The organism is Bifidobacterium tsurumiense (genome assembly GCF_000741765.1).
GTDB lineage: Bacteria > Actinomycetota > Actinomycetes > Actinomycetales > Bifidobacteriaceae > Bifidobacterium > Bifidobacterium tsurumiense.
Genome location: NZ_JGZU01000015.1, coordinates 64,471 through 89,932 on the forward strand (window position 1 = coordinate 64,471; position 25,462 = coordinate 89,932).

The following is a 25,462-nucleotide window of genomic DNA, read 5'->3' on the forward strand; positions in this document are numbered from 1 at the left end:
ACTCAGATCACCTCCGGGGCGAGGGACACGATCTTCATGAAGCGCTTGTCGCGCAATTCACGACCAACCGGTCCGAAGATACGAGTGCCCTTCGGTTCACGGCCGGAGCCGAGAATAACAGCGGCATTCTCGTCGAACTTGATGTAGGAACCATCTACACGACGGTGTTCCTTAACAGTGCGGACAACGACAGCCTTGACTACGTCGCCCTTCTTAACCGACCCGCCAGGGATCGCGTCCTTGACGGAGGCGACAATCACGTCGCCAATGCCGGCATAGCGTCGCTTCGATCCGCCGAGCACTCGGATGGCCAAGATCTCCTTGGCACCCGTGTTGTCGGCGACATGAAGCCGCGTTTCCTGCTGAATCATTTGATTCTCCTTAGCCGAGCTGGTTCTCCCCGAGCACCCCTTTCGGGGTGTCTCGCGGAGCCTTGCCGAACTTGTTTACTTGGCGCGCTCGATAACCGAGTCGAGACGCCAACGCTTGGTCTTGCTCAAAGGCCGAGTTTCCATAATACTCACGAGGTCGCCAACGTGGGCGTCGTTGTGTTCATCATGGACCTTGACCGATCGAGTAGAACGAACGACCTTGCCGTACAGCGGGTGGGTCGAACGCTGCTCGAGCTCAACGGAAATCGTCTTGTCCATTGCATCGGACACGACGTAACCGCGACGAACCTTGCGGAAGTTACGCTCTTCAGCCATTACTTCTCCTCAGCTTTCGTATCGGTCGCCTCGGGCGCCTGGCTGATGCCGAGCTCACGCTCACGCAGGACGGTGTACATCCTTGCGATATCGCGCTTTACCGCCTTGAGGCGGGCGGTGTTTTCGAGCTGACCGGTTGCCGACTGGAAGCGCAGGTTGAACAGCTCTTCCTTGGACTTCTTCAGGAAGTCCTCGATTTCGGCATTGGTCTTCTCGTTCAGATTCTTGATGGTGTAGTCTGCAGTTCCGACTGACATCAGATGTCACCGCCTTCACGAGCAATAACACGGCACTTCATGGGGAGCTTGTCGATAGCGCGGCGAAGAGCCTCGCGAGCGACGTCCTCGGAGACACCACCGATCTCGAACATCACGCGACCGGGGTGGATATTGGCGATCCAGAATTCAGGCGTACCCTTACCGGAACCCATTCGGGTACCAAGTGGCTTCTTGGTCAACGGACGATCCGGGAACACCGTGATCCACACGCGACCACCACGCTTGATGTAACGGGTCATGGCGATACGAGCGGCCTCAATCTGACGGTTGGTCACATAGGCCGGCGCAAGCGCCTGAATGCCATAATCGCCGAAAGCGATCTCAGTGCCGCCCTTTGACATACCACGACGGGTTGGACGGTGCTGCTTACGGTATTTAGTCCTCTTTGGGATAAGCATCTGGGCTCACTCCTTCGTTTCCGTAGCCGCAGGAGCTTCAGCGGTTGCCGGAGCTTCGGCGTTTTCAGTTGCCTCTGCTGCTGGCCTCTGCTGCTGGGCTTGACGCTGTCCGCGACGTGGACGACGATCGCCACGACGACCAGGACGGTTGTTGCCCTGCTGAGCCTGCTGCTCTTCGAACTCACGCTCAGTCATGTCGCCCTTGTAGATCCACACCTTGACGCCGATGCGGCCGTATGTGGTCTTGGCCTCGAAGAAGCCATAATCGATGAGGGCACGCAAAGTCTGCAACGGAACGCGACCTTCGCGGTAGAACTCGGAACGGCTCATTTCAGCGCCGCCAAGACGACCGGAAAGCTTGATACGGATACCCTTTGCACCAGCATGCATAGCATCCTGCTGTGCCTTACGCATTGCACGACGGAAAGTGACGCGGTTGGTCAACTGTTCCGCAATACCCTGAGCAACAAGCTGTGCATCCAGAGCAGCGTTCTTCACTTCGAAGATATTGAGCTGAACCTGCTTGCCGGTAAGCTTCTCGAGCTTTGCGCGAACGCGCTCTGCCTCTGCTCCACGACGACCGATAACAATACCCGGGCGAGCGGTGTGGATATCCACACGCACGCGGTCACGAGTGCGCTCGATAACGATGCGGGACACGCCTGCACGCTCGAGATCCTTGCTCATGGCCTTGCGGATCTTGTCATCTTCCAGCACGAAATCGCTGTAACGTTCGCCAGCCTTGTTGGAGTCAGAGAACCACTTCGAACGATGGTTCTCTGTGATGCCCAGGCGATAGCCAAATGGATTGATCTTCTGACCCATCTTAGCGGGCTCCTTCCTTAGCTGCTACGACGACCGTGATGTGGCTTGTACGCTTATTGATACGAGCCGCACGACCCTGAGCACGAGCGCGGAAACGCTTGAGCGTCACGCCTTCGTCCACAAAGGTCTCCTTGATGAACAGATCGTTCTCACGGAACGGTTCACCTGCGCGGTCGGCCTTGACGCGAGCATTCGAGATCGCGCTTTCCAAGGTCTTGAGCACAGGAACAGAAGCGTCCTGAGGAGCGAACTTGAGAATGGTGATGGCTTCTGCCGCTTTCTTGCCTCGGATGAGGTCGACCATGCGGCGAGCCTTGCGCGGCGTCACGCGAACGTGACGAGCAATTGCTTTAGCTTCCATGTGTCCTTAACTCTCCTTAGCGGCGTGCCTTCTTGTCGTCCTTCACATGACCCTTGAAGGTCTTGGTCGGGGCGAACTCACCGAGCTTGTGTCCAACCATGGCTTCGGTGACGAACACCGGGACATGCTTGCGACCATCATGAACGGCAAAGGTGTGTCCAATGAAATCAGGAGTGATCATCGAACGGCGCGACCACGTCTTGATGACGTTATGCGTGCCCTTCTCGTTCTGCTCGTCGACTTTCTTCTGAAGGTGGGCGTCGACGAAGGGGCCCTTCTTGATGCTACGAGTCATCTGTTCGACACTCCCTTACTTGCGGTTCTTACCATTAGGACGACGACGAACAATCATCTTGTTCGAAGCCTTCTTTGGACGACGAGTACGAACCTCGCCCTTGCCCCATGGGGAGACTGGTGGCTTACCACCGCGAGTACGACCGCCATGTGGGTGGTCGACCGGGTTCATGGATTCACCACGGGTGATCGGGCGCTTGCCCTTCCAACGTGCACGACCTGCCTTGCCGAGCTCGATGTTGGCGTGATCGGAGTTACCGACCTCACCCACGGTTGCGCGGCAGCGAGCGTCTACGTTGCGGATTTCTCCGGAAGGCATACGCAACTGAGCGTAAGCGCCGTCCTTAGCGACGAGCTGCACGGCTGCACCTGCGGAACGTGCGATCTTCGCACCACCCAGTGGACGCAGCTCGATGGCGTGCACCACGGTACCGGTGGGGATGTTGCGCAATGGCAGGTTGTTGCCCGGCTTGATATCAGCTTGGGCGCCGGTCTCGATCACGTCGCCCTGGGCGATACCTTCAGGGGCGATGATGTAACGCTTCTCGCCGTCTGCATAGTGCAGCAAGGCGATACGAGCGGAACGGTTGGGGTCATACTCGATATGAGCGACCTTTGCTGGCACGCCGTCCTTGTCCCAACGCTTGAAGTCGATGAGACGGTACTGACGCTTGTGACCACCGCCGCGATGGCGGGAAGTCATACGGCCGTAAGAGTTACGACCACCAGTCTTGCTGAGCTTGCGAACCAGCGACTTCTCAGGCGTTGAACGAGTGAGCTCGGAGAAATCCGAGACAGACGCGTTACGGCGGCCTGCAGTCGTCGGCTTATAAACGCGGATAGCCATAATGTAGTACTTCCTTTTACTTTCTCGGCTAGCCTTCAGTTACCGAAGATGTCGATTGTCTGGCCCTCAGCCACGGTCACAATCGCGCGCTTCTGATTGACGCGCTGACCGAAACCGGTGCGGGTGCGCATGCGCTTGCCTGCACGGTTGAGGGTGTTGACATTCGTCACCTTGACCTTGAAGATCTCTTCGATAGCCTGCTTGATCTGCACCTTATTGGCAGTCGGAGCCACCACGAATGTGTACTGACCACGATCAGAAGCTGCATAGCTCTTCTCAGAGACAACAGGCTTAAGAATGATGTCATGGGCTGGCTTATGAATTGCGACCATATTGATCAGGCCTCCTTGGCGACCGGCTCGGTCTTCTCAGCAACGAAAGCGTCAAAGCCTTCCTTGGTGAAGACGATGTCCTGAGCGGTAACCACGTCGTAGGTGTTGAGCTGATCTGCGAAAATCACATGCACGGTCGGGATGTTACGAACGGACATCCACTCGTTGATGTTTTCGCGGGAAAGCACGACGGTTGTGAAACGGTTCTCGGTCACGGGAGTCAAAGCAGTCACAGCAGCCTTGGTGGAAGGAACATCCTTGATGCCCAAATCCACGATTGCCACGCGACCAGCATTGGCGCGATCGGAAAGCACGTAACGCAGAGCGGCGGCCTTCATCTTCTTAGGGGTGCGCTGATCGTAGCTGCGCGGAACCGGTCCGTGCACGACGCCACCATGGACCCACTGAGGAGCGCGAATCGAGCCCTGACGAGCGCGACCGGTGCCCTTCTGCTTCCATGGCTTCTTGCCGCCACCGGAAACCATGCCACGGGTCTTGACCGCGTGGGTTCCCTGACGTGCAGCTGCGAGCTGTGCGGTTACAACCTGATGAACCAGAGGAACGTGTGCCTCTACCTCTTCGCTGGAGATACCGAAGATATCAGCAGGAGCCTCAACGGTGCCAGCGGCCTTGCCCTGGGGATCGGTGACGTTCAGAGTAACGTTTGCCATTTAAATCAGGCTCCCTTCACTGCCGAACGGACGAGAACGATGCCACCCTTAGGCCCTGGAAGAGCGCCCTTGATAGCGATGATGCCGTTCTCCACATCCGCGGAAACGATGGTGAGGTTCTGCACAGTCGAGGTGTCGTGTCCCATACGGCCAGCCATGCGCTTGCCCTTGAGGATGCGGCTCGGAGTGGCGCATGCGCCAACGGAACCGGGACGACGTTCGTTCTTGTGTGAACCGTGGGTACGACGATAGGACTTGAAGCCCCAACGCTTGATGGTGCCAGCGAAGCCCTTACCCTTGGTGGTGCCGGTGACATCAACTTCGCTACCTTCTGCGAAGAGTTCTGCAGTCAATTCCTGACCGGTCTGGAACTCTTCGGCGTTCTCGGTGCGCACCTCAACGAGGTGACGACGAGGGGTAACGCCGGCCTTGGCGAAGTGACCTGCCAGAGGCTTGGTCACCTTGGTGGGGTCGATCTGGCCATAACCGAGCTGAACGGCCTTGTAACCGTCAGTTTCTTCGGTCTTGATAGCGGTGACCACGTTGGTGGACACGTCTACCAGAGTTACAGGGACGAAGAATCCGTTTTCATCCCAGACCTGCGACATGCCGAGCTTACGGCCCAACAATGCAGAGCGATTTGCCTTCTGCTGTGACATAGCGATTCCTCCTCCCTTACAGCTTGATCTCGATGTTTACATCTGCGGGCAGATCAATATGCATCAGGGAGTCCACAGCCTTTGGGGTTGGGTCCACGATGTCGATGAGACGCTTGTGCGTACGCATCTCGAAATGCTCGCGAGAATCCTTGTATTTGTGAGGAGAACGGATAACAACAAACACGTTCTTCTCGGTCGGCAGAGGAACCGGTCCCACAACAGTGGCACCTGCGTTCGTCACCGTTTCGACGATTTTCTTCGCCGATTGGTCGATGACCTCATGGTCATAGGACTTAAGCCTGATGCGGATTTTCTGTCCCGCCATTGCCGTCCGCCCTTTCTAGCGATTCGTTTACTGTTTACCAACCTGATTCAAGGGCACCGAAGGACATGACCCACGAAGAGACACTTCGAGGTCTAACCACATCAGTGCGCGGCCATCAACGAATTCACTGGAGCAAGATTCGTGATGCCACGCTCGCTTTTTTGATTCCAATTTGCGAGCCTAAAACAGGCAACTTCTCTATTAAAGCATCGAGGGTGTATTTGAGATTTTCGGGCGTGTCGCTCTTTTTTGCAGCACATTGAGCCACTATGACGAAGCATTCAATCTACCGTTTTTGGCTCGATCCCTTGCGCATAAACCAGTCGACATCAATAATCCCCACGCTTGTCTCGATGTCGTAGGTATTGACCATGTAATGAAGATACGATGCTCTATCCCATGACAATATTCATCAGCAGATTGACATAAGCAATTACACATGGAATAGGGCAAAGACTATCCAGACCAAACCCATACATAACGGCTGGTGGACCATATATATAAGGAGACTGTGTCGCCCAATAGCGCTGAGTACCGGTATTTGAGGTACCAGTGCCTTTCGCTGACTCAAAGACCTGCCGATAACCCAACGAGATAGGCAATATCCGCATATAAAGAGGAATATCCACGGCAGGATAGGCACATAATCGCTGGAGATGAACCCTGCATGCTGAAAGCCAAATGGAGTGAGCAATGGATATTGGTACCAGCTGGTCGGCAGTTTGATAGTGGTCGCACCAAGCCATAATTCTCCATACTGCACTCGTCTGAATATGAAGAACAGCACAAGAGATGCGAATACTCCCACGCTTGGTGGAATCCGCTTCACCATAGGTTCCATTGCCAATAACAACAGCGTTGCACAGCCAAGAAAATTCAGCACGCCGAACCAGACAGGACTTTCTGGCAGCATAATCAATGTCACTGCGGTGATGAGCAGACCCAGGGCATTCAATTCCAAACCACGACGCAGTGCATGCCTACTCCCCCAAGTCCACGAAAAGCCTGACACCGCAATGAAACAACCGGCAATGCACTGCTGCCACACGATTACCCAAGAAAGGCTGCTCCAGCGCGGATACTGCCCCATGATTTCAAAAATGTCATAACAGATGTGGAATGCAACCATATTGACGATGGCAAAGCCGCGCAGTGCGTCGATGATCCCATACCGCGTACCGCCATGCCCGGCGCCGTCAGCCCGTGGACCTTGTTGCTGATCCTTGTGGATCGTGTGCATACGCATAAAACGAGGGTTATCGCTCTCCTGGACTCTTTGCATACGCATATTCTCATCCTATGGCATCGCGTTGGACGCTATTGCCACACGCTTACAACGCAGCGACTATGCATCCAATCGCCAGAATGGTGGCCACCGTTTCACCGGCACCGACAATACTCGGTTTGATACGGTGCTTTCTTGCCGCCAAGGGGAAGGTGACAGCTCTTGCCAATAATGCACATGCCAACGCGCCCAAAACCGGAGAAACCGCAAAGCCGATAATCACCAAGGCAATATGCCATACGAGGGAAGCGGTGAGATAAGAGGCTTTTCCATATTCTCGTATCATGGTTTTCACGTACAGCACACAGCCGAATTGCACCAATGCAAAGCCAGCAGCGATATTCCAACCACGAGCGGCATCGTTATTGATCGAAGCAAGCACCACGACCGCCATGCATGATGCAGCAGCGACCTGCGCCGCATTTGACCACAGGGATCGTTCCTTTCGCAGCGATGAAGCAATGAACGATGTCGTTGCAAACACGATATAAGCAGGCGCCCACCATAGCAATTCCGGATGCATCATGAGCAATGGGAAGCCTATGAGCAATGCGATTACTTCATACACCACCATGGGCTTCGCATAACGGCTTCTGCCATGTGATTTGAACCAACGTGCCGCAGTGAATTGCACGAAATAACACATATTCCAAGCCACAGCGATCCATAACGCCAGAACATCGAATCTCACCACGATGAGAGATGCGATAACAGGCGACATGGCAAACAGCCATGCGCCCGGTTGATCAGACAACCACATCCGCAAAATCGCGCGACGTCGCCGCTGTCGCTCAAGATCTTCTTTGCCATGACCAGATTGCACGCCTTAACCATAAATGAAGTGCGACGGGTTTTCCAGAGTTCGATGTCGAAATTATGTGCACATCGAGGCAGTCTGCACACATGACAGTGGCGCCGGTCCCGATGGAACCGACGCCACTTCACCCTTAAGGAATCACCTGCTCAAGTGATTCGCTCCGGATCGTTGAGCTTGAATCACACGCGCTGCGAAGCCTCTTCAGTTGCCTCAACGCCTTCGCGCTCGACGCGCATGCGATGGCCCTCTTCCTGAGAGACGCCGTAGTATGCGGCGATTGCGATATCCTTCATATCCTCGATCTGCGGGATACGTGGATTTGCAGGAGAGCACTGATCTTCGTATGCACGCATACCGATCTGCTCAAGCACGCTCCAGAAGTACTCCTCTTCAACGCCGCACTCCTGGAAGCTCTTGTTCATGCCCAGCTGGTTGTCGCGATAATCCTCAACGGCCTTTGCCAGGTTTTCAACGCCTTCCTCGGGGGTCTTGCCTGGATTGACACCCATGATCTTGGCGAGTTCCTGGTAGCGTTCAGGAGCGACGTACTTGTTGTACTTCGGCCAGCTCGTTGGCTCGTCAGGGATGGAGCCGTTGTAACGGATCACATATGGCAGCAGGATCGAGTTGGTGCGTCCATGAGCCACATGGCACAGTGCGCCTATGGTGTGCGCCATCGAGTGGCACATGCCGAGGAATGCTGAACCGAATGCCATACCAGACATGGTTGCGGCATTGTGCATCTTCTCCTGTGCCATGGTACGAGCTTCGCCTGGCTCAGAATTGATGGACTTTGCCAGATTGTCCCAGATCAACTTGGCTGCATGCAGGGCCATGGCATCGGTGAAGTCATTGGCATATACGGAAACATAAGCCTCGAATGCGTGGGTGAGCGCATCGAAACCGGAATCCTGAGCAAGACGACGAGGCTGGGTACGTGCAAGCACCGGATCTACGATGGCAACCGAAGGGGTCAACGCGTAATCGGTGATCGGGTACTTGTAGCCGGTCTTGTGATCGGTGATCACAGCGTATGGCGTAACCTCGGAGCCGGTTCCAGAGGAAGTCGGGATGCACACCAGCTTGGCCTTCTTGCCCAGCGGCGGAATCTTGAAGGCGCGCTTACGGATATCGAAGAACTTCTCACGCACATCGGAGAAGGAGATCTCCGGGTGTTCGTACAGCAGCCACATGATCTTGGAGGCATCCATAGAAGAACCGCCGCCGACTGCGATAATCGTATCCGGCTCGAACTCTTCACGCATCATTTCAGCGCCACGCTCAACGGTTTCCACCGATGGCTCCGGCTCGACATAATCGACGATGCGGAAGGTGACGCGGTTGGCACGTGCACGCAGCTGGTCGATGATCTTATCGACGACACCGAGCTGTTCCATAACTTTATCGCAGACGATAACGGCCTTTTCGATGCCGTACATATCACGCAGATACTTGATCGCATTGGGCTCGAAATATGTCTTGGATGGAATCTTGAACCACTGCATGTTGTTGTTCCTCCGAGCAATGCGCTTGATATTGAGCAGGTTCACTGCCTGCACGTTTCCGGAAACGGAATTTCCGCCATAGGATCCGCAGCCCAGTGTCAGCGACGGAGCAATGGCATTGTAGATATCGCCGACACCGCCAAGCGATGACGGGGAGTTCCACACAATGCGGCAAGCATGCATGCGCAAACCATACTCACGCACCAGTTCTTCGTTGTTGCTGTGGATTGCAGCGGTGTGGCCAGCTCCGTGCACGAGCATCTGCTCGCACATTTCAAAGGCTTCTTCCTTGTCCTTTGCCTTCAGCACTGCATGGACAGGAGCGAGCTTCTCCATCGTGAGCGGCTCGTTCTCGCCAACTTCCTTGCACTCTGCAGCGATAAGCGTTGTGCCTTCAGGAATTTCGAAGCCAGCGGCCTTGGCAATGAATTGCGGGGACTTGCCAGGCACCACGGAATTCAGCTTCGGAGTCTGTCCCGAATAAGCGGTGCAACCGAACATGTATTGTTCCAGCTTGGCCTTCTCTTCGTCATTGACGAAATATGCCTTGCGACGCTTCATTTCCTTGACAAGCGGCGCATACACATCCTTGTGGGCGATGATCGCCTGCTCGGTTGCGCAGATCATGCCGTAATCGAAATGCTTGGAGAGCACCAGATCGTTGGCAGCACGTGCGATGTCCACATCAGCATCGACATAGGCAGGTGCGTTGCCTGCACCCACACCCAAGGCCGGCTTTCCTGAGGAATATGCCGCCTTCACCATGCCGGGGCCGCCTGTGGCAAGAATCGTGGCGATTCCCGGATGCTTCATAAGAGCGCCGGTCGCTTCGATAGAAGGATGTTCGATCCACTGGATGCAGTCAGCAGGAGCCCCTGCTTCAATTGCCGCGTCACGCACGATGCGTGCAGCTTCTGAAGAGCACTTCTGAGCGAATGGGTGGAAGCCGAAGATGATTGGACAACGGGTCTTCAGTGCGATGAGCGATTTGAAGATTGCAGTTGATGTCGGATTCGTCACAGGGGTGACACCGGCAACGACGCCCACCGGTTCAGCGATTTCATCAATTCCCAGCACATCATCTTCTCTGATGATGCCTACAGTCTTCTGACCTGCCAAATAATTGGTCACATGTTCGCATGCGAAGATGTTCTTGGTGGCCTTGTCTTCAACCAAGCCACGGCCGGTCTCATCCACTGCCATCTTCGCCAGCACAAGATGCTTGTTCAATGCCGCAATGGAAGCCTTCGCTACGATGCGATCCACCTGCTCCTGGTCAAGCTGCTCAAACGCTTTCAGGGCCTTGAGTCCCTTGCGAACCAGAGCATCAACCTCAGCCTCAGCAGCCGCCTGCTTCTCCTCAGGGGTGGGCTTGGTTGCCTGTTCGACTTTCTTTGTCTCTGCCATGGAATCCTCCTCTATGGAGTCCGTATCAGTTTGCGTTCCGCATTCTCATACGAAACCGTCCTCGCCCACCTTAAAATGTGAGCACAGTCACAATGTAGCCGAATCATTTGATTTATGCATGCAGAAATGTGTTGCGCGTTTTATGTTTCTTTATGAGTGTTATTTGTTGTAATATTCGATTAAAACGAACATTTTTCCCACTATTTTCCGATGTATGTTATTAATTGTTCTCTTTTTCGCGTCTCTTCACAACAAATTTGAAATATTCATATATATTCTTTTCAAAAAGTACCCCGGTATGATTTGCAACATTGTATGATTTATATAAAATATCTTTATAGAAGTGTTGTCGACGACGTAGCGCAACCAGCACTTGAACTGCGATATTGCACCTTTCACAGACGGAACGGTGCATGTGAATTCCAGTGAACACACGCAAGGAGCATGATGAGCGACACCTTATCCCCGAAGGCTGCGAAACTCCATAATCGCACCCTGATAACGACCTATCTGTATGAGCATAAAGAAGCGACCAAGCAGGTATTGGAAAGAGAACTCGGCATAAGCCTACCCACCATTACGCAGAACCTCAGGAATCTGGAAGCTGAGCACATCATAGAGCTTGGCGAATTGCAGGACTCCACAGGTGGAAGAAAAGCGCAATCATACCGTTTCGCAGCCAAACATCGCGTCGCCATAGGAGTCGCGCTACGCAGTAATTCCGTATGCCTGTGCGCGGTGGATCTCTATGGCGATACTGTTCAAGAACGAACCCATGCCATGAGCTATACCAATACGCCCATGTATTACCAGAGAGTCGGCACGCTTATCAATGAATTCGCAGCAACAGTTGCAAAGGGCGGCAGCACCGTGCTCGGCGTGGCATTCTCGGTTCAAGGCATCGTTTCCGCGGACGGCACATCAATAACCTTCGGCACCTTGATGCATAACACTGGATTGACACTAGAGACCATCTCACAATCCGTGCATTACCCATGCATTATGATTCATGACTCCGACGCATCTGCAATGGCCGAACTCTGGTTCGATCCCACCATTCGCGATGCAGTATGCGTGTATCTCGAAAGGCGTCCGGGTGGCGCAGTCATCGTCAATGGCAAGCTGTATCAAGGTCCGAATCAATGCAACGGCGCCATCGAACACATGGTACTCGTGCCCAACGGCAGGCAGTGCTACTGCGGACAGCGAGGATGCATGGATACGTATTGCTCGTTGGAAACCCTGCCTGAAGAGGGAGAAAGCGTTCCTGGTTTCTTCAGCGTGCTTGAACAGGGTGAGCCTCATCATCGCGAGCGCATGCACACTTGGATGGAATTCATCGCTCAGACCATTGTCAATGCACGCTCAGTAATCGCTGGAGATGTGGTGATCGGCGGTGAAGCTGCGCAATATCTTGATGACTCCGATATAGCCGCTTTGAAATCACGAGTCCAGCAGCTCACGCCTTTCAGCACCGATACCTTCTCACTGCATAAAAGCCGGTGTGCGGACACGAATAGCATAGTCGGCGCAGCGTTGCGATATATCGAAGCGTATGTCGATTCGATCTGCACCGATGCGGAATAAAATGTGCCCCTTTAGAAGGAATCGTTTTGAATCAATATTGATTGCAATCAATTCCTTCTTCTCCCCTTATGCCATGGAATATGGCTGTTCAAACCGAGTCCGGTGAATGACCTGACGGCGGATCAACGATGATCATGCCACAGCAAATCACGACAAGTCGATATCAGCCATTAACACTTATTACACAAAAAGCTGGGTTGGAGCACACTGCACCAACCCAGCTTGTCGCATTCCGTCAAACCCGGGAACCGCACACGCAGTCCTTATAGGATCTGGCAGAACTCAATCGTTTCCTCATTGGGACCCAGAACATTGAAGAAACGAATGCCACGATCCCAGAAACCTGGAATCGTTTGAATCTCAGACTCCTTGACACGAAGCCCCAACTCATGCGCATGCTTCCAAGCAGCCTCGATATCAGGCGCATCCAAAGCCCAATGATTAATCGCACCAGTCACCAAAGGCGCAGCATCCCCCTCCCACGTCTCAATGGTCAACCCGCCATACCGAAGAAACGCACAACGATTGTCCCCGTTATGGAACAAACCGGCCAATTCAAACCCCAAAGTCTTCGTATAAAACTCAATCGTCTCATCCAAATCCTTCGCAGGCATACCAGAATGCTGAAAACCACTGGTATATGCAGACATCGATTCACTCATCACAAACTCCTTTTCATTGCCCGAATATATTTTCTATCAGGCTATTGGCCGCGCACAGACCATGCAGATACGTACGGCACTGTGCGCAACCATTGTCCAAATTCTTGTTCAGCACCAAATTTTTATTAAGCACCTGCGCTACACGGTTTTTTCCACCTGAAGCGGATCAATTTCCACCTTTGCCTCACGAATACGGTGCCCGCGAGCATCAAATCCGGGCTGCTTCGGACGGATGAAGAGCGTAAGCACAAAGGCGAAAATATACAGTCCTGCATATATCCAGCACACACCTTCATATCCCAGCAGAGGCAGGAATATGGTAGCGATTCCAGGTCCGGCGAATGTCGTGAGGCCTGCGGCCAGATTGTATGCCGACAACGCAGCGCCTTGCTTCTCCTTGCCTGCATACAGCGTCATAATCGTTGGCAATGAGGAAAAAGCGCATGTGCCAATTCCCACAATAATTGCCGCCACTATCATCATGAGCATATTGGCACCGAACCACCGCGGTATGTAATAGAAGGCAACAGATCCGACGGCGAGCACAGCGCATCCAAACCAACGCATGGGCCATACCCAACCGAATCGATCCATAAACCATCCCCAGAAGGTGTTGAATATCAAAGTCACCACGAATACGAAGCCCCAAATGCGCATCCACTCTTCTGTCCTGAAGATATTGATGCCTCCATTGTGAGTTGAACTCAGATACAGCGGCATGATCACCGGGAATCCGTATAGCAATAGGTTATTGATGATACGAATCACCGCACAAATTAGTATCTTGCGATTGGTAACCAGTATCGTGGCGCCTTCGGTCAGCTCTTTGAGCTGCTCTTTTCTGCTCAGCCCTTCTCCTTTGACCACTTTGTTCTTCGGGACGAAGAAGAAGCACATTATCGTGCCGAGAATGGAGAACGGCAAGGCAAACCAGAAGGTTCGATATTCACCAACCAACGGCATAACGAAGCTTGGCAAATATGCGCCGAAAACCCCTATGCCCAAGGAAAAGCAGGTCCAGAAGAATCCGGTTGCCGAAGCCAGGCGGGATGGCGAAATATATTGCGCCATCAACACTACGAAGCTGTAGATGAACAGCGGATAACCTATGCCTCGCAAGGCATATAGCCCAAGTATCAATGGATACATGCCACTTGGCAATGCGACGCCAAGGAACAGCAAATGGATGCCGATCCACCAGCTTGCACCGAAAAGCATCACCTTGCGTGCGCCGAACATCTCGGCCAGAACACCAGCCGACCATCCCCCGAGCGCTGAGAATAGACCGTATACGGTGATCAGAAGCGACGCCTGCGAGGAGGAAAAGCCCTGATCGACCATGTACTTGGTGAGAAAGGTGAGTTCGAAGCCGTCACCTGTCATGAAAATGGCAACGGCCAGGAAACCCAGCATCAGAGTCTTGGGCACGCCCAGACGCTCAAGCAACCGGATCATGTCAGGCACCGACCTTGACCACGGCCTTGGACACACCAGAGATCTTGCCATCGAGGAAGTCCTGAACCTGTTCCAGTTCAAGCTCATGGCTGATAAGACCACCGATGTTCATCTTGCCGGACGAAACCAGTGAAATAGCGTCGCGGAAGGTCAAAGGGTTGATGAAGGAGCCCTGAATGGTGAGCTGCTTCTTATAGATGTCATAGGTATTCATTTCGAAATGCGCGTCCTGAGGACCTACGCCGAACATGAGCACCTGTGCACCCTTCTTAGCAGCCTCAATTGCCTGCGCCTGGGTCTGAGGCAGGCCGACGGCTTCGATAATCACGTCATAGGCATTCGAAGGGATACTCTCTTTTGTGGTGTTGTATGTTTCTGTGACACCGAAGAGTTCCTTATTCCTTTGAAGCTTGTCATCAAAGATTCCGGCAAGATCAACCTGATGGACGCCATATGCCTGAAGAAGCTGGGCAAAAATCTGTCCCATGAATCCATCACCGATAACCAACGCCTTCTGATATGGACGCAAATTCAGCAAATCTAAACCGTGCACTGCGCATGATACCGGCTCAATTGCCGCTGCATCGCGAAGAGACACATTGTCAGGCAGCTTGTACACGACACTTGCAGGGGCCGTGAATTGCTCTTCCAGGCCACCGTCACGGGTAACGCCAACAGCGCTCAGATGCTCGCACAGCTCAGGACGCTGGGTTAGGCAGTATTCGCACTGTCCACAATAGATATTCGGGTCCACTGCCACACGGTCACCGACTGCGACATTGGTGACGTTGCTTCCAATGGCTGCCACAATGCCGGAATTCTCGTGACCAAGAACGATCGGAGGAACCGCCGCTGCCGAGCCTGGACGGCCTGCATACAAATCATGGTCCGTGCCGCACACTCCCGCATACGCGGTATTGATCAAAACCTCATCATCCTTGATTTCTGGGGTCTCAAGATCCTGAATCTCAAACTGCTTCACACCTGTAAGCACCAATGCCTTCATGATATCCCTTTCGTCGTTGAAAAGACGTTCATCGTTGTGCGTCTTCATATCGTCCGGATTGACAAGTTTGAATATACTCTTTTGTAACTTGTTTTGCAAATCTTCTTTGTATAAGATTACAAATCGCTGGAATATCAAGCTTTTCTAGGTGTGTTGCTGAATGCATGACAACGCAAGTTCAATACAAATCCCTGTTTCACCATCCACAGGTGACTTGACGTTCTCGTCCGATTCCGTAAGGCACTCTTCCACACAGCGATGCTTCATCAACATGCCCATCTCAACACGTCCGCCTTAACACGTCCGTCTTAATATGCCCATCTCATATTGAACTCGAAAGCATGAAAGATATCGGCAAGACAAATTCGGCAAAGCCCCGCAATACAAAAAAGCTCTTTGCGGATGAAACCACCCACAAAGAGCTTGATAACGAAGAATCGTCGATTAACGCTTCGAGAACTGCGGAGCGCGACGAGCCTTGTGCAGACCAGCCTTCTTACGTTCCACAACGCGGGAATCACGAGTCAGGAAGCCAGCCTTCTTCAAGGCGTGGCGGTTGGCATCGCGATCGATAGCGTTCAAGGCACGAGCAACACCCAGACGGATTGCTCCGGCCTGACCGGTGGTGCCGCCACCATCAACGAGAACGATAACATCGAACTTGCCTTCGAGCTTCAGCAGCACGATAGGAGAGTTGACTTCACGCTGCAGCAGGCGGGAGGGGAAATACTCCTCCAAAGTGCGACCATTGATGGTCCACTTGCCGCTACCTGGAACCAGGCGCACGCGAGCAACGGCTTCCTTACGACGACCGGTGCCGTAGCCCGGAGCGATCGCAGAAGTACCGGTGCCAGCACCAGCATTGGTTTCAGTGGTGTACGAGGTGAGCTCCTCTTCGGTCTCCAGAACCGCGGAGTTATTGGTGTTTTCAGCCATGATTCTTATCTCCCTTCGGTTCACTTGGCCTGCTGCGAGACCTGAGAGATCTCGAAGGTCTGGGGCTGCTGAGGAGTGTGCGGATGGGCGTCACCAGCGAAGATACGCAAACGGCCCAGCTGCACCTTGGACAGACGGTTCTTAGGCATCATGCCCTTAACAGCCGCCATGATAATACGCTCTGGCTTGTTTTCCAGCAGCTTGGCATAGCTGTCGCGACGCAGACCGCCAGGACGGCCGGAGTGAGAATACAGCTCCTTGCCCAACTTGTTGCCGGTCAGAGCGATCTTCTCGGCATTGATGATAATCACGTGGTTGCCCGAATCGGCATGAGGCGCAAAAGTCGCCTTGTTCTTGCCACGCAACAGGATAGCTACCTGAGAGGCAAGACGGCCAAGCACCACATCAGTGGCGTCGATGACATACCAGTCATGAGTCAGATCAGCTGGCTTCGGTGTGAAAGTTTTCACGGGTATACCTTTTCTATTTATTGTGTTCCGGGCCGCATTGCGCATACCCAAGTGGCATGGTCAAATTGGCCTCATTATCCGTGGGCTCCCTGAAAGTCCTCGATGGCGAGTGGGAAAGCGCTTTGAAGGACCCCTTAGGGAAACACAACAATCCTCTACTATATCGAGAGGCATACCCAAACGCAAACCGGGGTCGACACCCTGTCTTGCACGTGTCGACCCCGGTTATGTATGGCGTTATTCATTCATAATATTCGCTAAAGATTGCAGCCTTGGATTATCGAAGAGTTCTTCCAGAGGAACCACATCCCCCTTGCCGTCAGCCAGAGGAACTCGCCAGTTTGGATACTCGTTATCCGTCCCCGGCTGGTTCTGGGCGCGACGCTCTCCGACTGCATCAACAATCGCAGCCGCCAGCAACTTGCTCGGAGAATCCTTCAGCGCGCGATGCAGTGATTCGACAATGGCCTGCTCATTCGCTTGCTCATCGGTAATCAACTGCGGGTCGAGATAACCGTTGTCAACCAACATCGAGAGCATGGCATTGTGCTCCTTCACCGCCGAGGCTTGGAATTCCTCAACCGACGTGTCAAGCAGATGCAAACGCTCACGGATCTTTACATGCTCATATGCCAAATATCCTGCAGCCGGAGGCAGATCGTGGGTATCCACCGAAGCCAATGCATATTCACGCCATTTGACAGGTGGCCTGAACTCGCCATCGGATTGTTCGAACCACTCCACGGCGCAACCAAGCACGCCATGGCGTCCTAGTGACTTCACCACGTATTCTGGCACCACGCCGAGGTCTTCGCCCACTACGACCCCACCGGCACGAGCTGATTCAATGGCCAAAATACCCATCATGATTTCGGAGTCGTAATACACATAGGCACCATTCTTGGCGCTTTTGCCTTCCGGAATCCACCACAGGCGGAACAGGCCGAGAATATGATCGATACGCACAGCACCGGCATTGGCAAACATGCCGTGAACCATATCGCGATACACCTTGTATCCGGTATTCTCCAACTCAATCGGATTGAGCGGAGGCTGGCTCCAATCCTGCCCTTGCTGGTTGAAGTAATCCGGAGGAGCTCCCACAGTGGCTCCCTTGGCAAATCGCTCCGGATTCCACCACACATCCGATCCCACAGGATGCACGCCGACTGCCATATCAGACATAATGCCAATGGCCATACCTGCATCCTTGGCTGCACGTTGTGCATCCTCGAGCTGCTCCGCTGCAATCCATTCCAGCCAGCGATAGAAATCCAAAGTATCCGGGAATTGCTGGCGAAGTGCTTGCACCTCGTCGCTGTCCCTGTTCAGACGGCTATTCCAGCTATTGGGATCGACACTCGGCGCTCCCCACTTGTCATAGCACAGGCACCATGTGGCATAGGATTCTAGTTCTGTTCCTACCCTCGCCTTGAATTCTTCAAATCTGGCCTGTCGAGCGGCACTGCGTCCGGCTTTGTAGATCAGCCACAAAGCTCGCATTTTCAAGCGCCACATGGCATCACGGTCAATAATCTGCGCGTCACCGTTCAAGGGATCGGCCTGATCATGCAGCCCATCCACCTGAGATTTGGTCTGTTCATCCAGATCGCCGTATTCCTCCACATATTCTGGACGAATATAGGTGAAATTGATGAAACGACGGGAAATCGGGAGATATGGCGATGGGGTCAGCGGAGAAACCGGCTCTCCTGCATGGAGAGGGTTGACCAGGATGAAATCGGCATTCGTCTTCTTCTTGGCTTCCACCAGCATGGTCTTCAAATCGGCGTAATCGCCAACGCCCCATGAGCCTCTCGAACGGATGGAATAGAGTTGTGCCATCCAGCCCCAAAGCTGCTGGTCTTCCATGGCCTCGAGCAACGATATGCGCTCCGGAGCGCTGATGAGCGTGGCATCTTCACTACGGCCGTCAACCGTGATATGCAAAGTATGGTATCCAGCCGGCAAATCGGCAGGCAACTGAATGGATGCATTGGCCAAGAATTTGCCGTCAAGCATGTAGGAAGGCGAGCCGTCGCCGGCCCCTACAGTGAGCTCACCATGGTATTCCTGACCATTTTCCAAAGTTATGGAAGCGCTGGGCACTTCCATAATGCCGGTATTCACCAGCACCGAATCCTGCACCCCGACGGCATGCAGCACTGTGGGTGGGACCAAACGACGATGACGCTCATCCAATACTGTGCGGATGCTTGTTTCGACGGCTTCATCATTTGAAGCGTCAACCCCCAAGGCTGCGAGTACCGCAACCAAGACATCATCGTCGATCTCGTGGTAATCGTTGCTTTGTCCGATATAGCTCGTGCCGATGCCGACTAACTTCGCCAATCGAACCAGCGGGCGTGCAAGGCGTTCCTCGTTTTCGATCTTCTCCGTCATACCGTAAGTGTAAGCCCCAATAGGGGGCGGCACGCGGCATATGCTCGGTTTTTGACAACGTTCGCATCAACTGAGGCTTGGCGCAATGCAATATTTAAGCCAAATCCGGCAGTGAGTCTGCAGGTCACTCCTCGACTTCTCATAAGCCGTTTGCAAAATGTTTCATCGCCGATATTGGACGATGAACCACGAATCCGCAGTGGCTCATCCTTGCATTGCACGCAATGCCGCTCGAGAGACATCAGGTGCCTCATCATGCGAGAGTCGTTCCAAAGTCTCCTGGGAGGTATTTGGATTCAAAGCCACAGCCCTGCGCACCATTACGGTAAGCACCTGGGGAGCATTGGCCTCAACCGCAACACCAAGACTTGCCAAGAAATCCAGGGTCTGCGCATCCATTTGCTCGTTCTGAGCGCCTTCAAGCCTCATCTTCCATGACGTCTGGGGGTTGCGCAGCGCAGAATCCCTCACCACAGCGGAAGCATCCTTGGTCAATCGACCGACCAGCCAATTCTTGGCATGTTCATTCGCGGCAACGGCCTGACGCACTTCATCCGCGGGATCCACCGATAATTTGACCAGCACATTTGGGAAGGGCATGGTCTGCGCCAGAAATACGCGATCCTCTACTGGGGTATGGCTATTGCCTGCAACCGCCTCAAGCAATGCCGTGGCGCGAGAGAACGCCGCCTGATCGGAGCGATCCGGCAGAGTGCGTCTGGCGAATGCGCTCAATTCCGAAGAATCTTCGGAATGCCGAAGTCGTTCATATGTGGAGGTCAGGGTCTCATATCCGTCCGGATTGGCTGGTTTCGACTGTTCGGCCCCTTCGGCGGATTGATTCTGTTCAACTTGCTCTGAGACGGCATCTGCATTCTCGGACTGTGAAGTGGCACTCATACGCTCCAGCATATCCATCCCCATCTATCCCATATGCGCTTTATGCCCTACCGCCTAGGACATCGCAAGAAAATCACCGCTGTGAAGCTTTGACCACATGAGAGGTTCCCAAATGCTGCGCCTGAACGGTTGCATTGAACATATCTTGCAATCGGGTATTGAATTGCTCGGTCTGTGCGACCGGCACCACAACCTCCAACGACACACGATCAGTGTATTCGCTACTGTCTTGTTCCGCACCAACCGTAGCCAACAACTGTTGCAAGGCACCCAGCTGTGAATAGTCCACAGTCAGACCATACCGATCGCACACCACGATATCGGCCTTGTGCGCCACCGATATGGCTTGGGCGGCACCTGAGGCATATGCACGAATCAGCCCACCAGCACCAAGCAAAATCCCACCAAAATATCGAGTCACCGTAACGACGCAGTCGGTAAGTCCGTTGGCACGAATAACATCCAAGATCGGCTTGCCGGCAGTTCCCGAAGGCTCACCGTCATCGCTCATTCGTTCTGAAAGTCGGCCATCATCACCACCACAAATCGCGGCATATGCAACATGTCTGGCCTTGGGATGCTGCTCGCGAATCGATTCGACAAAAGCCACTGCTTCCTCAAGTGAATCAATATGGCATGCATCACCGATAAATTCGGATTTCTTTTCAACGAAAGCCGCATGAGCAGGGGCTTTTGCCGTATCGAGCAAGGTAATGAGATCAGCCATGATGATTCAACCATACGGCAAGGCATATGCAAGCAATATGCAACCGAATTCTTTGCGTCTTCTGTCGCATATTTCCATTCCTATTTACGGGATAACCGTTGCCCCATATGGAAACACGCCGAAATGTAATATAACTCACAATTATGAATTCATAGGATAGAATCGGTACACGGAGGCGGTCGGACAAAGGCGTACCGCCGACTCCGCGCATATTCACCAATCCGGTGGCATTTTGCCTACGTTAATTCTCTAGGCAATCTGTGCCCAAAACACTCCATGAGGCGGCATGGCATTTGCCCAGTCATGAATCCTGTGCACACCGTTTCATCGCGCAATAAGCACCGTGCAACAAAAAAGGTTCGCGACCTCAGCCACGAACCCATCCGCGGAGTCAGAGGGATTCGAACCCTCGAGCCGCATACACGACTAACACCTTAGCAGGGTGCCCCTTTCGGCCACTCAGGCATGACTCCGACGTTACTTCACACACGGTGACGCAACAGCACACTACTCTATCACCTTTTGAGGACTGTCAATACACACAGCGATATTCATCTGGTTTATGCAGGGTGTTTGTCCCCAGAAAACGTAACAATCACCGCGATTATGACCAGCGACACACCGAGCAGTTCAACCGGCGTCGGGACCTCGCCGAAGGCCAATCCGACAGCCACTGCTGTCGCTGGATAGACGGATTGCATAACCGAGAATGTCGCTGCGCTCGCACGCCGCATAATGACCTGGTCGATAAGAGCGGGAATGAACGAGGCGAATAAGGCAACCACGAACATCAGCCCTAGCACTGCATAGGATCCTCCCGGAGCGAGCGCCCACGTGGCCGTGTCCTTCGGATGTATGACATGACTGATGGCCGGGGCTGCGAGGAATACTGATTGCACAAGCCATCCGATGGTCATTGCCACACTCAGGGTATCCACGGGATTGCCGCGGTTGGCTATCCGTCTGCCTGTGACGATGTAGACTCCCCACATCGATCCACCGCACAAAATGGCAATCAAACCAATGAGAAAACTGCCGCCTTGAGGCCCCTGCAATGATATCCCAGCCAAAAGGACCACGCCGCTTGCCGCGATCGCAATACCCACGCGCTCACGCCAACTGCGCCCGGTGAGCACGGCAACCGTCAATGGTCCAACGAATTCAATGGCAACGGCAATACCGATATTCATATTGCTGATTGCAATATAAAACGCCGTGTTCATTGCCGTTATCGACAATCCCGCAATGGAGACTATCAACCATTGGCGTGCAGTTTGCGGCAGATTCTCACGCTTGTCGCGTGTCCACGGCCGTCGCCATGCAAGCAGCAACAAAGTCATGAATCCCACCCGATACCACACCGCATATATGGGATCCAGCTGCACAAAAGCGATTTTCGCCACCGATGTCGCGACATAAATCATGATGCCAGAGCATACGATGATCACGAAAATGGGAAGGCGATTGAGCACATCCGCCACAGCTTGTTTCATGAGGCATACTGTACGATACCTGCGCTACCACTTCATACGGGGTGTGTGACATCTGCAATACCGAATTGCGTGACCGCTCGATTGACAATCCGCTGCCCTGCACAGGCGCATTGCGTAATTTGGATACAACGACAATAGAATGCAATTATGAGCACAGCACCGAGAATAGCCGCAGCGAAACGCGACTGGGGACATGACGAAACTGGTTGCACGGTGCTGCATATCGATATGGATGCCTTTTATGCATCGCTTGAAGAGGCAAGGAATCCTGAATTACGCGGCCAGCCTGTGATTATTGGCACAGGTCACCGAGCGGTCGTTTCAGCAGCAAATTACGCAGCCCGCGCATATGGCATCAATTCAGCGATGCCTGCGGCCCGCGCGCACAAATTATGTCCCAACGGGGTATTTCTTCCTGTGGATATGGCGTATTACCGCGCAATGTCACACCGCATTTTCTCTGAGGTATTCAGCCAAATCACTGATCACATCGAGCAGGTTTCAGTGGACGAATGCTATATGGACGTCTCCGCTGCACTGCTGAGATGGCATCGTCCGAGTGCCATAGGCGCGTGGATTCGAGATCAGGTCGCCCAGCGCTATGCAATCACCTGTTCGGTGGGGATCGCATCGAATAAATTGGTGGCAAAAATGGCTTCGACCAATGCGAAACCCGATGGCATGCTGCTTATCCCTCAGTCAGCACATGCCACATTCGTACAGATCATGCCGTTGCGCGGCATTCCAGGCATCGGCCCGTCAATGGAACGACGCCTGAATAGTTGGGGAATCAACTCCGTTGCGGATCTGGCTCAGATGGATGAAACCAGTCTTTCCAGAGCGACCGGCTCGGCCACAATCGCCCACGATCTGCTACTGGCTTCACATGGCATTGACACACGACCAGTCACCCCATACACGCCTGAGAAATCGATCGGTTCCGAACGCACATTTGCCCAGGATACCGAAAACATGCGCACTGTATGCGATCTGCTCAGACGCTGCTGCGATGAAGTGGCAAGCACATTGCGCCGACGATCCTTGGTGGCTCGAACGATTACGGTGAAACTGCGCTTCGAAGACCTTCGCTATGCGACCAAGACGCTCACCCTGCCCAAACCACTTGATACCGCGAGCGCCATCTATCCGGTCAGCGTGAAGCTCCTCCAAGCGATGCTATCCATGTCCGAGCAAGATATTGCCGCCGAGAGATTACCAAGGTTGGTCAGATTGGCGGGCGTGAGCGCAGGCGGTTTGCAAGCGGCAGGATCCACCAGTGTTCAACCATCTCTTGAAGATGTGCTTGAAGAGTCTGAATCATCCACAAGCGGACAAAAACAGCAACGATTGCGTGGAGCTGAGCAGGCTTTGGATGCAGTGCGTGAGAAATACGGCAAACATGCCGCCAGCATGGGCTTGTGACCAGGCTTCCGGCCACGCCGGTTAATGCACACACTATGTCTTGTCAAGGTCGCATAGCGCACTCCTAGTAAGGGCCACAAATGCGGCAACAGCTTCCGCCGCCTCACTTGCTGGATGCAGCCTCATGCAATCGCTTGGCAACGGTGCTGATATCTTCATCGCTTGCGGTTGCCGAGAATCGAAGATATTCCGGAGCTCCATAGAATTCACCGGGACTTGGCACTATGCCCAAAGCAGCCAGGTCTTCCATATCCTGCCAGCAATTGCCGCTACGGGCTTTCGCCCACACATACAATGCGCCCTGAGGCATTGAAACCTCATATCCATATGCTTGCAACGCTTGCACCAAAGCAGACAGCCGGCGGTAATAGCGACGCCATTGCACATGAACCGCTTCTGCATCATCCAAGGCGGCAGCATGGCAGCCTGCACCGGTCCGGGGATGATCTGTCCTATCTGCTTACGATATGCTGTCATTTCCTTGAGTATTGCCGCATCGCCCGCCACGAAAGCCGCTCGATATCCTGCCATATTGGACTGCTTGCTCAGTGAATACAAAGCGAGCACCCCCTGCGCCGTGCCTTGGCAAATATCAGTGCGCAATATGCTGGGAGCATCTGCATATTGGGTGGCATCTGAATCGGCCTCATCCCAACGCATCAGTGCGTAACACTCATCGGAGAGCACCACGGCGCCTATGGATCTTGCTGCCCTCACAATTCCGGCAAGGGCTTCTGAGTCGATGATTTCGCCGGTTGGATTTGAAGGAGAGTTCACCCATACAGCCTTGACGCCTGCAACATTTCGCCAGGAATCCACATCGGCGACATCGCTCACTTCCAGTACTTCAGCGCCAGCAATCTGTGTACCGATTGCATATGTCGGATACGATACGGCAGGTTGAACAACCACATCGCCTGCTCCCAAATGCAGCAGTGAAGCCATCAACGCCACGGCTTCCTTTGATCCGACTGTCGGTATCGTTACGGCATGGATTGCAGACAAATCGACCTCGCGTTCCCGCATGAACCAACGCGATATGGCGTTTTGCAATGCCTGCGTCCCCACTGTGGCCGGATAGCCATAGGCATTCGGCGCAGTGGCGGCATCGCGCAATGCCTCGACCACGGATTGAGGGACCTCGTCAGCAGGCGAGCCGACGGAGATGTCAATGCAACCGCCTTCGGCTTGTCGGGCAATCTCCCGGTATTTGCTGACTCTCGACCAATCGTATGGAGATGCGAATGTCTGGAAACCCATGATGCTCCTTCTGTGCGCGTTCCAACAGCATACGACAAAGGCCGCCTGCTTTCGCGGCGGCCATATCAACATTCGATAAGATTCAGCCCTGATTCTGCGGCGGCAACGCTGCCACCTGCTCAGGATCCTTGCCCAGCGGGCCAGCAGCTGCAGCTCCACCAAGATCGCCAACCTCATCGAAGAAGCTCACTGCCGCATCCTTGTACCAAGCCCATTCATCAGGCAAATCATCCTCATAGAAAATCGCCTCAGTCGGGCACACCGGTTCGCAGGCCCCGCAATCCACGCATTCATTGGGATTGATATACAAGGACCTCTTGCCCTCATAGATGCAATCAACCGGGCATTCGTCCACACATGCTTTATCCTTGACATCCACGCAAGGCTGAGCGATGACATATGGCATAGCAACCTCCTTTTCCTCGTTCCA

The 25,462-nt window shown here is 53.6% G+C and carries 27 protein-coding genes, 1 tRNA gene and 1 pseudogene; 2 read left to right on the top strand and 27 right to left on the bottom strand.

Features of this window, described 5'->3' with window-relative positions:
- Nucleotides 1–2: 2 nt before the first annotated feature.
- The 15 genes from rplN to adhE all read right to left on the bottom strand — a co-directional run bounded on the left by rplN (nucleotide 3) and on the right by adhE (nucleotide 10,711).
- Nucleotides 3–371 (bottom strand): 50S ribosomal protein L14, encoded by a 369-nt coding sequence (rplN, locus tag BITS_RS06155; RefSeq protein WP_003837358.1) that lies wholly within the window; start codon nucleotides 369–371, stop codon nucleotides 3–5.
- A 75-nt stretch (nucleotides 372–446) separates the two neighbouring features.
- A complete protein-coding gene (gene rpsQ / locus BITS_RS06160) occupies nucleotides 447–707 on the bottom strand; it encodes a 30S ribosomal protein S17 (RefSeq protein WP_026641540.1) in 261 nt (86 codons plus the stop codon).
- Nucleotides 707–964 (bottom strand): 50S ribosomal protein L29, encoded by a 258-nt coding sequence (gene rpmC / locus BITS_RS06165; RefSeq protein ID WP_026641541.1) that lies wholly within the window; start codon nucleotides 962–964, stop codon nucleotides 707–709. The genes rpsQ and rpmC overlap by 1 nt, the downstream gene beginning before the upstream one ends.
- Nucleotides 964–1,383, bottom strand: coding sequence for a 50S ribosomal protein L16 (rplP, locus tag BITS_RS06170; RefSeq protein ID WP_026641542.1), 420 nt, complete (start codon nucleotides 1,381–1,383; stop codon nucleotides 964–966). The genes rpmC and rplP overlap by 1 nt, the downstream gene beginning before the upstream one ends.
- A 6-nt stretch (nucleotides 1,384–1,389) precedes the next feature.
- Nucleotides 1,390–2,208 carry a 30S ribosomal protein S3 gene (gene rpsC / locus BITS_RS06175; protein ID WP_026641543.1) on the bottom strand — a complete coding sequence of 273 codons (819 nt, stop codon included), beginning with the start codon at nucleotides 2,206–2,208 and terminating at the stop codon, nucleotides 1,390–1,392.
- Nucleotide 2,209: 1 nt separating this feature from the next.
- Nucleotides 2,210–2,569 (bottom strand): 50S ribosomal protein L22, encoded by a 360-nt coding sequence (rplV, locus tag BITS_RS06180; protein ID WP_026641544.1) that lies wholly within the window; start codon nucleotides 2,567–2,569, stop codon nucleotides 2,210–2,212.
- Between the two features lie 16 nt (nucleotides 2,570–2,585).
- A complete protein-coding gene (gene rpsS, locus BITS_RS06185) occupies nucleotides 2,586–2,864 on the bottom strand; it encodes a 30S ribosomal protein S19 (RefSeq protein ID WP_015450968.1) in 279 nt (92 codons plus the stop codon).
- A gap of 15 nt (nucleotides 2,865–2,879) precedes the next feature.
- Complete coding sequence (gene rplB, locus BITS_RS06190; RefSeq protein ID WP_026641545.1) at nucleotides 2,880–3,710, bottom strand: 50S ribosomal protein L2; 831 nt, start codon at nucleotides 3,708–3,710, stop codon at nucleotides 2,880–2,882.
- 35 nt (nucleotides 3,711–3,745) lie between these two features.
- Entirely contained in the window at nucleotides 3,746–4,042 is a 297-nt protein-coding gene (gene rplW, locus BITS_RS06195; protein ID WP_026641546.1) for a 50S ribosomal protein L23, read from the bottom strand.
- A 5-nt stretch (nucleotides 4,043–4,047) separates the two neighbouring features.
- Nucleotides 4,048–4,713, bottom strand: coding sequence for a 50S ribosomal protein L4 (rplD, locus tag BITS_RS06200; protein WP_026641547.1), 666 nt, complete (start codon nucleotides 4,711–4,713; stop codon nucleotides 4,048–4,050).
- A 5-nt stretch (nucleotides 4,714–4,718) separates the two neighbouring features.
- A complete protein-coding gene (rplC, locus tag BITS_RS06205) occupies nucleotides 4,719–5,372 on the bottom strand; it encodes a 50S ribosomal protein L3 (RefSeq protein WP_026641548.1) in 654 nt (217 codons plus the stop codon).
- 16 nt (nucleotides 5,373–5,388) lie between these two features.
- The gene (gene rpsJ / locus BITS_RS06210) at nucleotides 5,389–5,697 is read right to left on the bottom strand and encodes a 30S ribosomal protein S10 (protein ID WP_003808013.1); all 309 of its coding nucleotides are present in this window, start codon (nucleotides 5,695–5,697) and stop codon (nucleotides 5,389–5,391) included.
- Nucleotides 5,698–6,130: 433 nt separating this feature from the next.
- Nucleotides 6,131–6,979 (bottom strand): heparan-alpha-glucosaminide N-acetyltransferase, encoded by an 849-nt coding sequence (locus BITS_RS06215; protein WP_160249601.1) that lies wholly within the window; start codon nucleotides 6,977–6,979, stop codon nucleotides 6,131–6,133.
- Between the two features lie 49 nt (nucleotides 6,980–7,028).
- Nucleotides 7,029–7,805 (bottom strand): YwiC-like family protein, encoded by a 777-nt coding sequence (locus BITS_RS06220; RefSeq protein ID WP_051264295.1) that lies wholly within the window; start codon nucleotides 7,803–7,805, stop codon nucleotides 7,029–7,031.
- A gap of 173 nt (nucleotides 7,806–7,978) precedes the next feature.
- The gene (adhE, locus tag BITS_RS06225; RefSeq protein ID WP_026641550.1) at nucleotides 7,979–10,711 is read right to left on the bottom strand and encodes a bifunctional acetaldehyde-CoA/alcohol dehydrogenase; all 2,733 of its coding nucleotides are present in this window, start codon (nucleotides 10,709–10,711) and stop codon (nucleotides 7,979–7,981) included.
- Between the two features lie 444 nt (nucleotides 10,712–11,155).
- On the opposite strand from adhE, the gene BITS_RS06235 reads away from it, so the two are divergent.
- Nucleotides 11,156–12,298 (top strand): ROK family transcriptional regulator, encoded by a 1,143-nt coding sequence (locus tag BITS_RS06235; protein ID WP_026641552.1) that lies wholly within the window; start codon nucleotides 11,156–11,158, stop codon nucleotides 12,296–12,298.
- Between the two features lie 263 nt (nucleotides 12,299–12,561).
- On the opposite strand, the gene BITS_RS06240 is transcribed toward BITS_RS06235, so the two are convergent.
- The 10 genes from BITS_RS06240 to BITS_RS06285 all read right to left on the bottom strand — a co-directional run bounded on the left by BITS_RS06240 (nucleotide 12,562) and on the right by BITS_RS06285 (nucleotide 22,350).
- On the bottom strand, nucleotides 12,562–12,960 hold the full coding sequence (locus tag BITS_RS06240; RefSeq protein ID WP_026641553.1) for a VOC family protein: 399 nt from the start codon (nucleotides 12,958–12,960) through the stop codon (nucleotides 12,562–12,564).
- 138 nt (nucleotides 12,961–13,098) lie between these two features.
- Nucleotides 13,099–14,415 (bottom strand): MFS transporter, encoded by a 1,317-nt coding sequence (locus tag BITS_RS06245; RefSeq protein ID WP_026641554.1) that lies wholly within the window; start codon nucleotides 14,413–14,415, stop codon nucleotides 13,099–13,101.
- A 1-nt stretch (nucleotide 14,416) separates the two neighbouring features.
- Entirely contained in the window at nucleotides 14,417–15,421 is a 1,005-nt protein-coding gene (locus BITS_RS06250) for a zinc-dependent alcohol dehydrogenase family protein (protein WP_026641555.1), read from the bottom strand.
- A gap of 444 nt (nucleotides 15,422–15,865) precedes the next feature.
- Nucleotides 15,866–16,357, bottom strand: coding sequence for a 30S ribosomal protein S9 (rpsI, locus tag BITS_RS06255; protein ID WP_026641556.1), 492 nt, complete (start codon nucleotides 16,355–16,357; stop codon nucleotides 15,866–15,868).
- Between the two features lie 20 nt (nucleotides 16,358–16,377).
- Complete coding sequence (gene rplM / locus BITS_RS06260; RefSeq protein WP_026641557.1) at nucleotides 16,378–16,827, bottom strand: 50S ribosomal protein L13; 450 nt, start codon at nucleotides 16,825–16,827, stop codon at nucleotides 16,378–16,380.
- Between the two features lie 237 nt (nucleotides 16,828–17,064).
- Nucleotides 17,065–19,230 carry a 4-alpha-glucanotransferase gene (gene malQ, locus BITS_RS06265; protein ID WP_026641558.1) on the bottom strand — a complete coding sequence of 722 codons (2,166 nt, stop codon included), beginning with the start codon at nucleotides 19,228–19,230 and terminating at the stop codon, nucleotides 17,065–17,067.
- Between the two features lie 204 nt (nucleotides 19,231–19,434).
- On the bottom strand, nucleotides 19,435–20,130 hold the full coding sequence (locus BITS_RS06270; protein ID WP_238556557.1) for an AbrB family transcriptional regulator: 696 nt from the start codon (nucleotides 20,128–20,130) through the stop codon (nucleotides 19,435–19,437).
- 73 nt (nucleotides 20,131–20,203) lie between these two features.
- Nucleotides 20,204–20,857 carry a YigZ family protein gene (locus tag BITS_RS06275; protein ID WP_034533458.1) on the bottom strand — a complete coding sequence of 218 codons (654 nt, stop codon included), beginning with the start codon at nucleotides 20,855–20,857 and terminating at the stop codon, nucleotides 20,204–20,206.
- Nucleotides 20,858–21,243: 386 nt separating this feature from the next.
- Nucleotides 21,244–21,330, bottom strand: a tRNA-Ser gene (locus BITS_RS06280).
- Nucleotides 21,331–21,417: 87 nt separating this feature from the next.
- Entirely contained in the window at nucleotides 21,418–22,350 is a 933-nt protein-coding gene (locus tag BITS_RS06285; RefSeq protein WP_026641561.1) for an EamA family transporter, read from the bottom strand.
- Nucleotides 22,351–22,497: 147 nt separating this feature from the next.
- Here BITS_RS06285 and dinB point away from each other — a divergent pair, with 147 nt between their 5' ends.
- Entirely contained in the window at nucleotides 22,498–23,772 is a 1,275-nt protein-coding gene (gene dinB, locus BITS_RS06290; RefSeq protein WP_026641562.1) for a DNA polymerase IV, read from the top strand.
- A gap of 103 nt (nucleotides 23,773–23,875) precedes the next feature.
- Here the strand turns inward: dinB and dapC are convergent.
- Nucleotides 23,876–25,032: pseudogene (gene dapC, locus BITS_RS06295) on the bottom strand (succinyldiaminopimelate transaminase).
- An 82-nt stretch (nucleotides 25,033–25,114) separates the two neighbouring features.
- On the bottom strand, nucleotides 25,115–25,438 hold the full coding sequence (fdxA, locus tag BITS_RS06300) for a ferredoxin (RefSeq protein WP_026641564.1): 324 nt from the start codon (nucleotides 25,436–25,438) through the stop codon (nucleotides 25,115–25,117).
- Nucleotides 25,439–25,462 lie beyond the last annotated feature (24 nt).

Excerpts from the sequence above, each read along its gene's own strand:
- rplD (WP_026641547.1), bottom strand. The coding sequence starts at position 4,713 with ATGGCAAACGTTACTCTGAACGTCACCGATCCCCAGGGCAAGGCCGCT.
- rpsS (WP_015450968.1), bottom strand. The coding sequence starts at position 2,864 with ATGACTCGTAGCATCAAGAAGGGCCCCTTCGTCGACGCCCACCTTCAG.
- rplW (WP_026641546.1), bottom strand. The coding sequence starts at position 4,042 with ATGGTCGCAATTCATAAGCCAGCCCATGACATCATTCTTAAGCCTGTT.
- rplC (WP_026641548.1), bottom strand. The coding sequence starts at position 5,372 with ATGTCACAGCAGAAGGCAAATCGCTCTGCATTGTTGGGCCGTAAGCTC.
- BITS_RS06215 (WP_160249601.1), bottom strand. The coding sequence starts at position 6,979 with ATGCAAAGAGTCCAGGAGAGCGATAACCCTCGTTTTATGCGTATGCAC.
- rplV (WP_026641544.1), bottom strand. The coding sequence starts at position 2,569 with ATGGAAGCTAAAGCAATTGCTCGTCACGTTCGCGTGACGCCGCGCAAG.
- fdxA (WP_026641564.1), bottom strand. The coding sequence starts at position 25,438 with ATGCCATATGTCATCGCTCAGCCTTGCGTGGATGTCAAGGATAAAGCA.
- rpsJ (WP_003808013.1), bottom strand. The coding sequence starts at position 5,697 with ATGGCGGGACAGAAAATCCGCATCAGGCTTAAGTCCTATGACCATGAG.
- malQ (WP_026641558.1), bottom strand. The coding sequence starts at position 19,230 with ATGACGGAGAAGATCGAAAACGAGGAACGCCTTGCACGCCCGCTGGTT.
- BITS_RS06275 (WP_034533458.1), bottom strand. The coding sequence starts at position 20,857 with ATGGCTGATCTCATTACCTTGCTCGATACGGCAAAAGCCCCTGCTCAT.
- rplN (WP_003837358.1), bottom strand. The coding sequence starts at position 371 with ATGATTCAGCAGGAAACGCGGCTTCATGTCGCCGACAACACGGGTGCC.
- rplP (WP_026641542.1), bottom strand. The coding sequence starts at position 1,383 with ATGCTTATCCCAAAGAGGACTAAATACCGTAAGCAGCACCGTCCAACC.
- BITS_RS06235 (WP_026641552.1), top strand. The coding sequence starts at position 11,156 with ATGATGAGCGACACCTTATCCCCGAAGGCTGCGAAACTCCATAATCGC.
- rpsC (WP_026641543.1), bottom strand. The coding sequence starts at position 2,208 with ATGGGTCAGAAGATCAATCCATTTGGCTATCGCCTGGGCATCACAGAG.
- rpsI (WP_026641556.1), bottom strand. The coding sequence starts at position 16,357 with ATGGCTGAAAACACCAATAACTCCGCGGTTCTGGAGACCGAAGAGGAG.
- adhE (WP_026641550.1), bottom strand. The coding sequence starts at position 10,711 with ATGGCAGAGACAAAGAAAGTCGAACAGGCAACCAAGCCCACCCCTGAG.
- BITS_RS06285 (WP_026641561.1), bottom strand. The coding sequence starts at position 22,350 with ATGAAACAAGCTGTGGCGGATGTGCTCAATCGCCTTCCCATTTTCGTG.
- dinB (WP_026641562.1), top strand. The coding sequence starts at position 22,498 with ATGAGCACAGCACCGAGAATAGCCGCAGCGAAACGCGACTGGGGACAT.
- BITS_RS06245 (WP_026641554.1), bottom strand. The coding sequence starts at position 14,415 with ATGATCCGGTTGCTTGAGCGTCTGGGCGTGCCCAAGACTCTGATGCTG.
- rpmC (WP_026641541.1), bottom strand. The coding sequence starts at position 964 with ATGTCAGTCGGAACTGCAGACTACACCATCAAGAATCTGAACGAGAAG.
- rplB (WP_026641545.1), bottom strand. The coding sequence starts at position 3,710 with ATGGCTATCCGCGTTTATAAGCCGACGACTGCAGGCCGCCGTAACGCG.
- rpsQ (WP_026641540.1), bottom strand. The coding sequence starts at position 707 with ATGGCTGAAGAGCGTAACTTCCGCAAGGTTCGTCGCGGTTACGTCGTG.
- BITS_RS06250 (WP_026641555.1), bottom strand. The coding sequence starts at position 15,421 with ATGAAGGCATTGGTGCTTACAGGTGTGAAGCAGTTTGAGATTCAGGAT.
- BITS_RS06240 (WP_026641553.1), bottom strand. The coding sequence starts at position 12,960 with ATGAGTGAATCGATGTCTGCATATACCAGTGGTTTTCAGCATTCTGGT.
- BITS_RS06270 (WP_238556557.1), bottom strand. The coding sequence starts at position 20,130 with ATGAGTGCCACTTCACAGTCCGAGAATGCAGATGCCGTCTCAGAGCAA.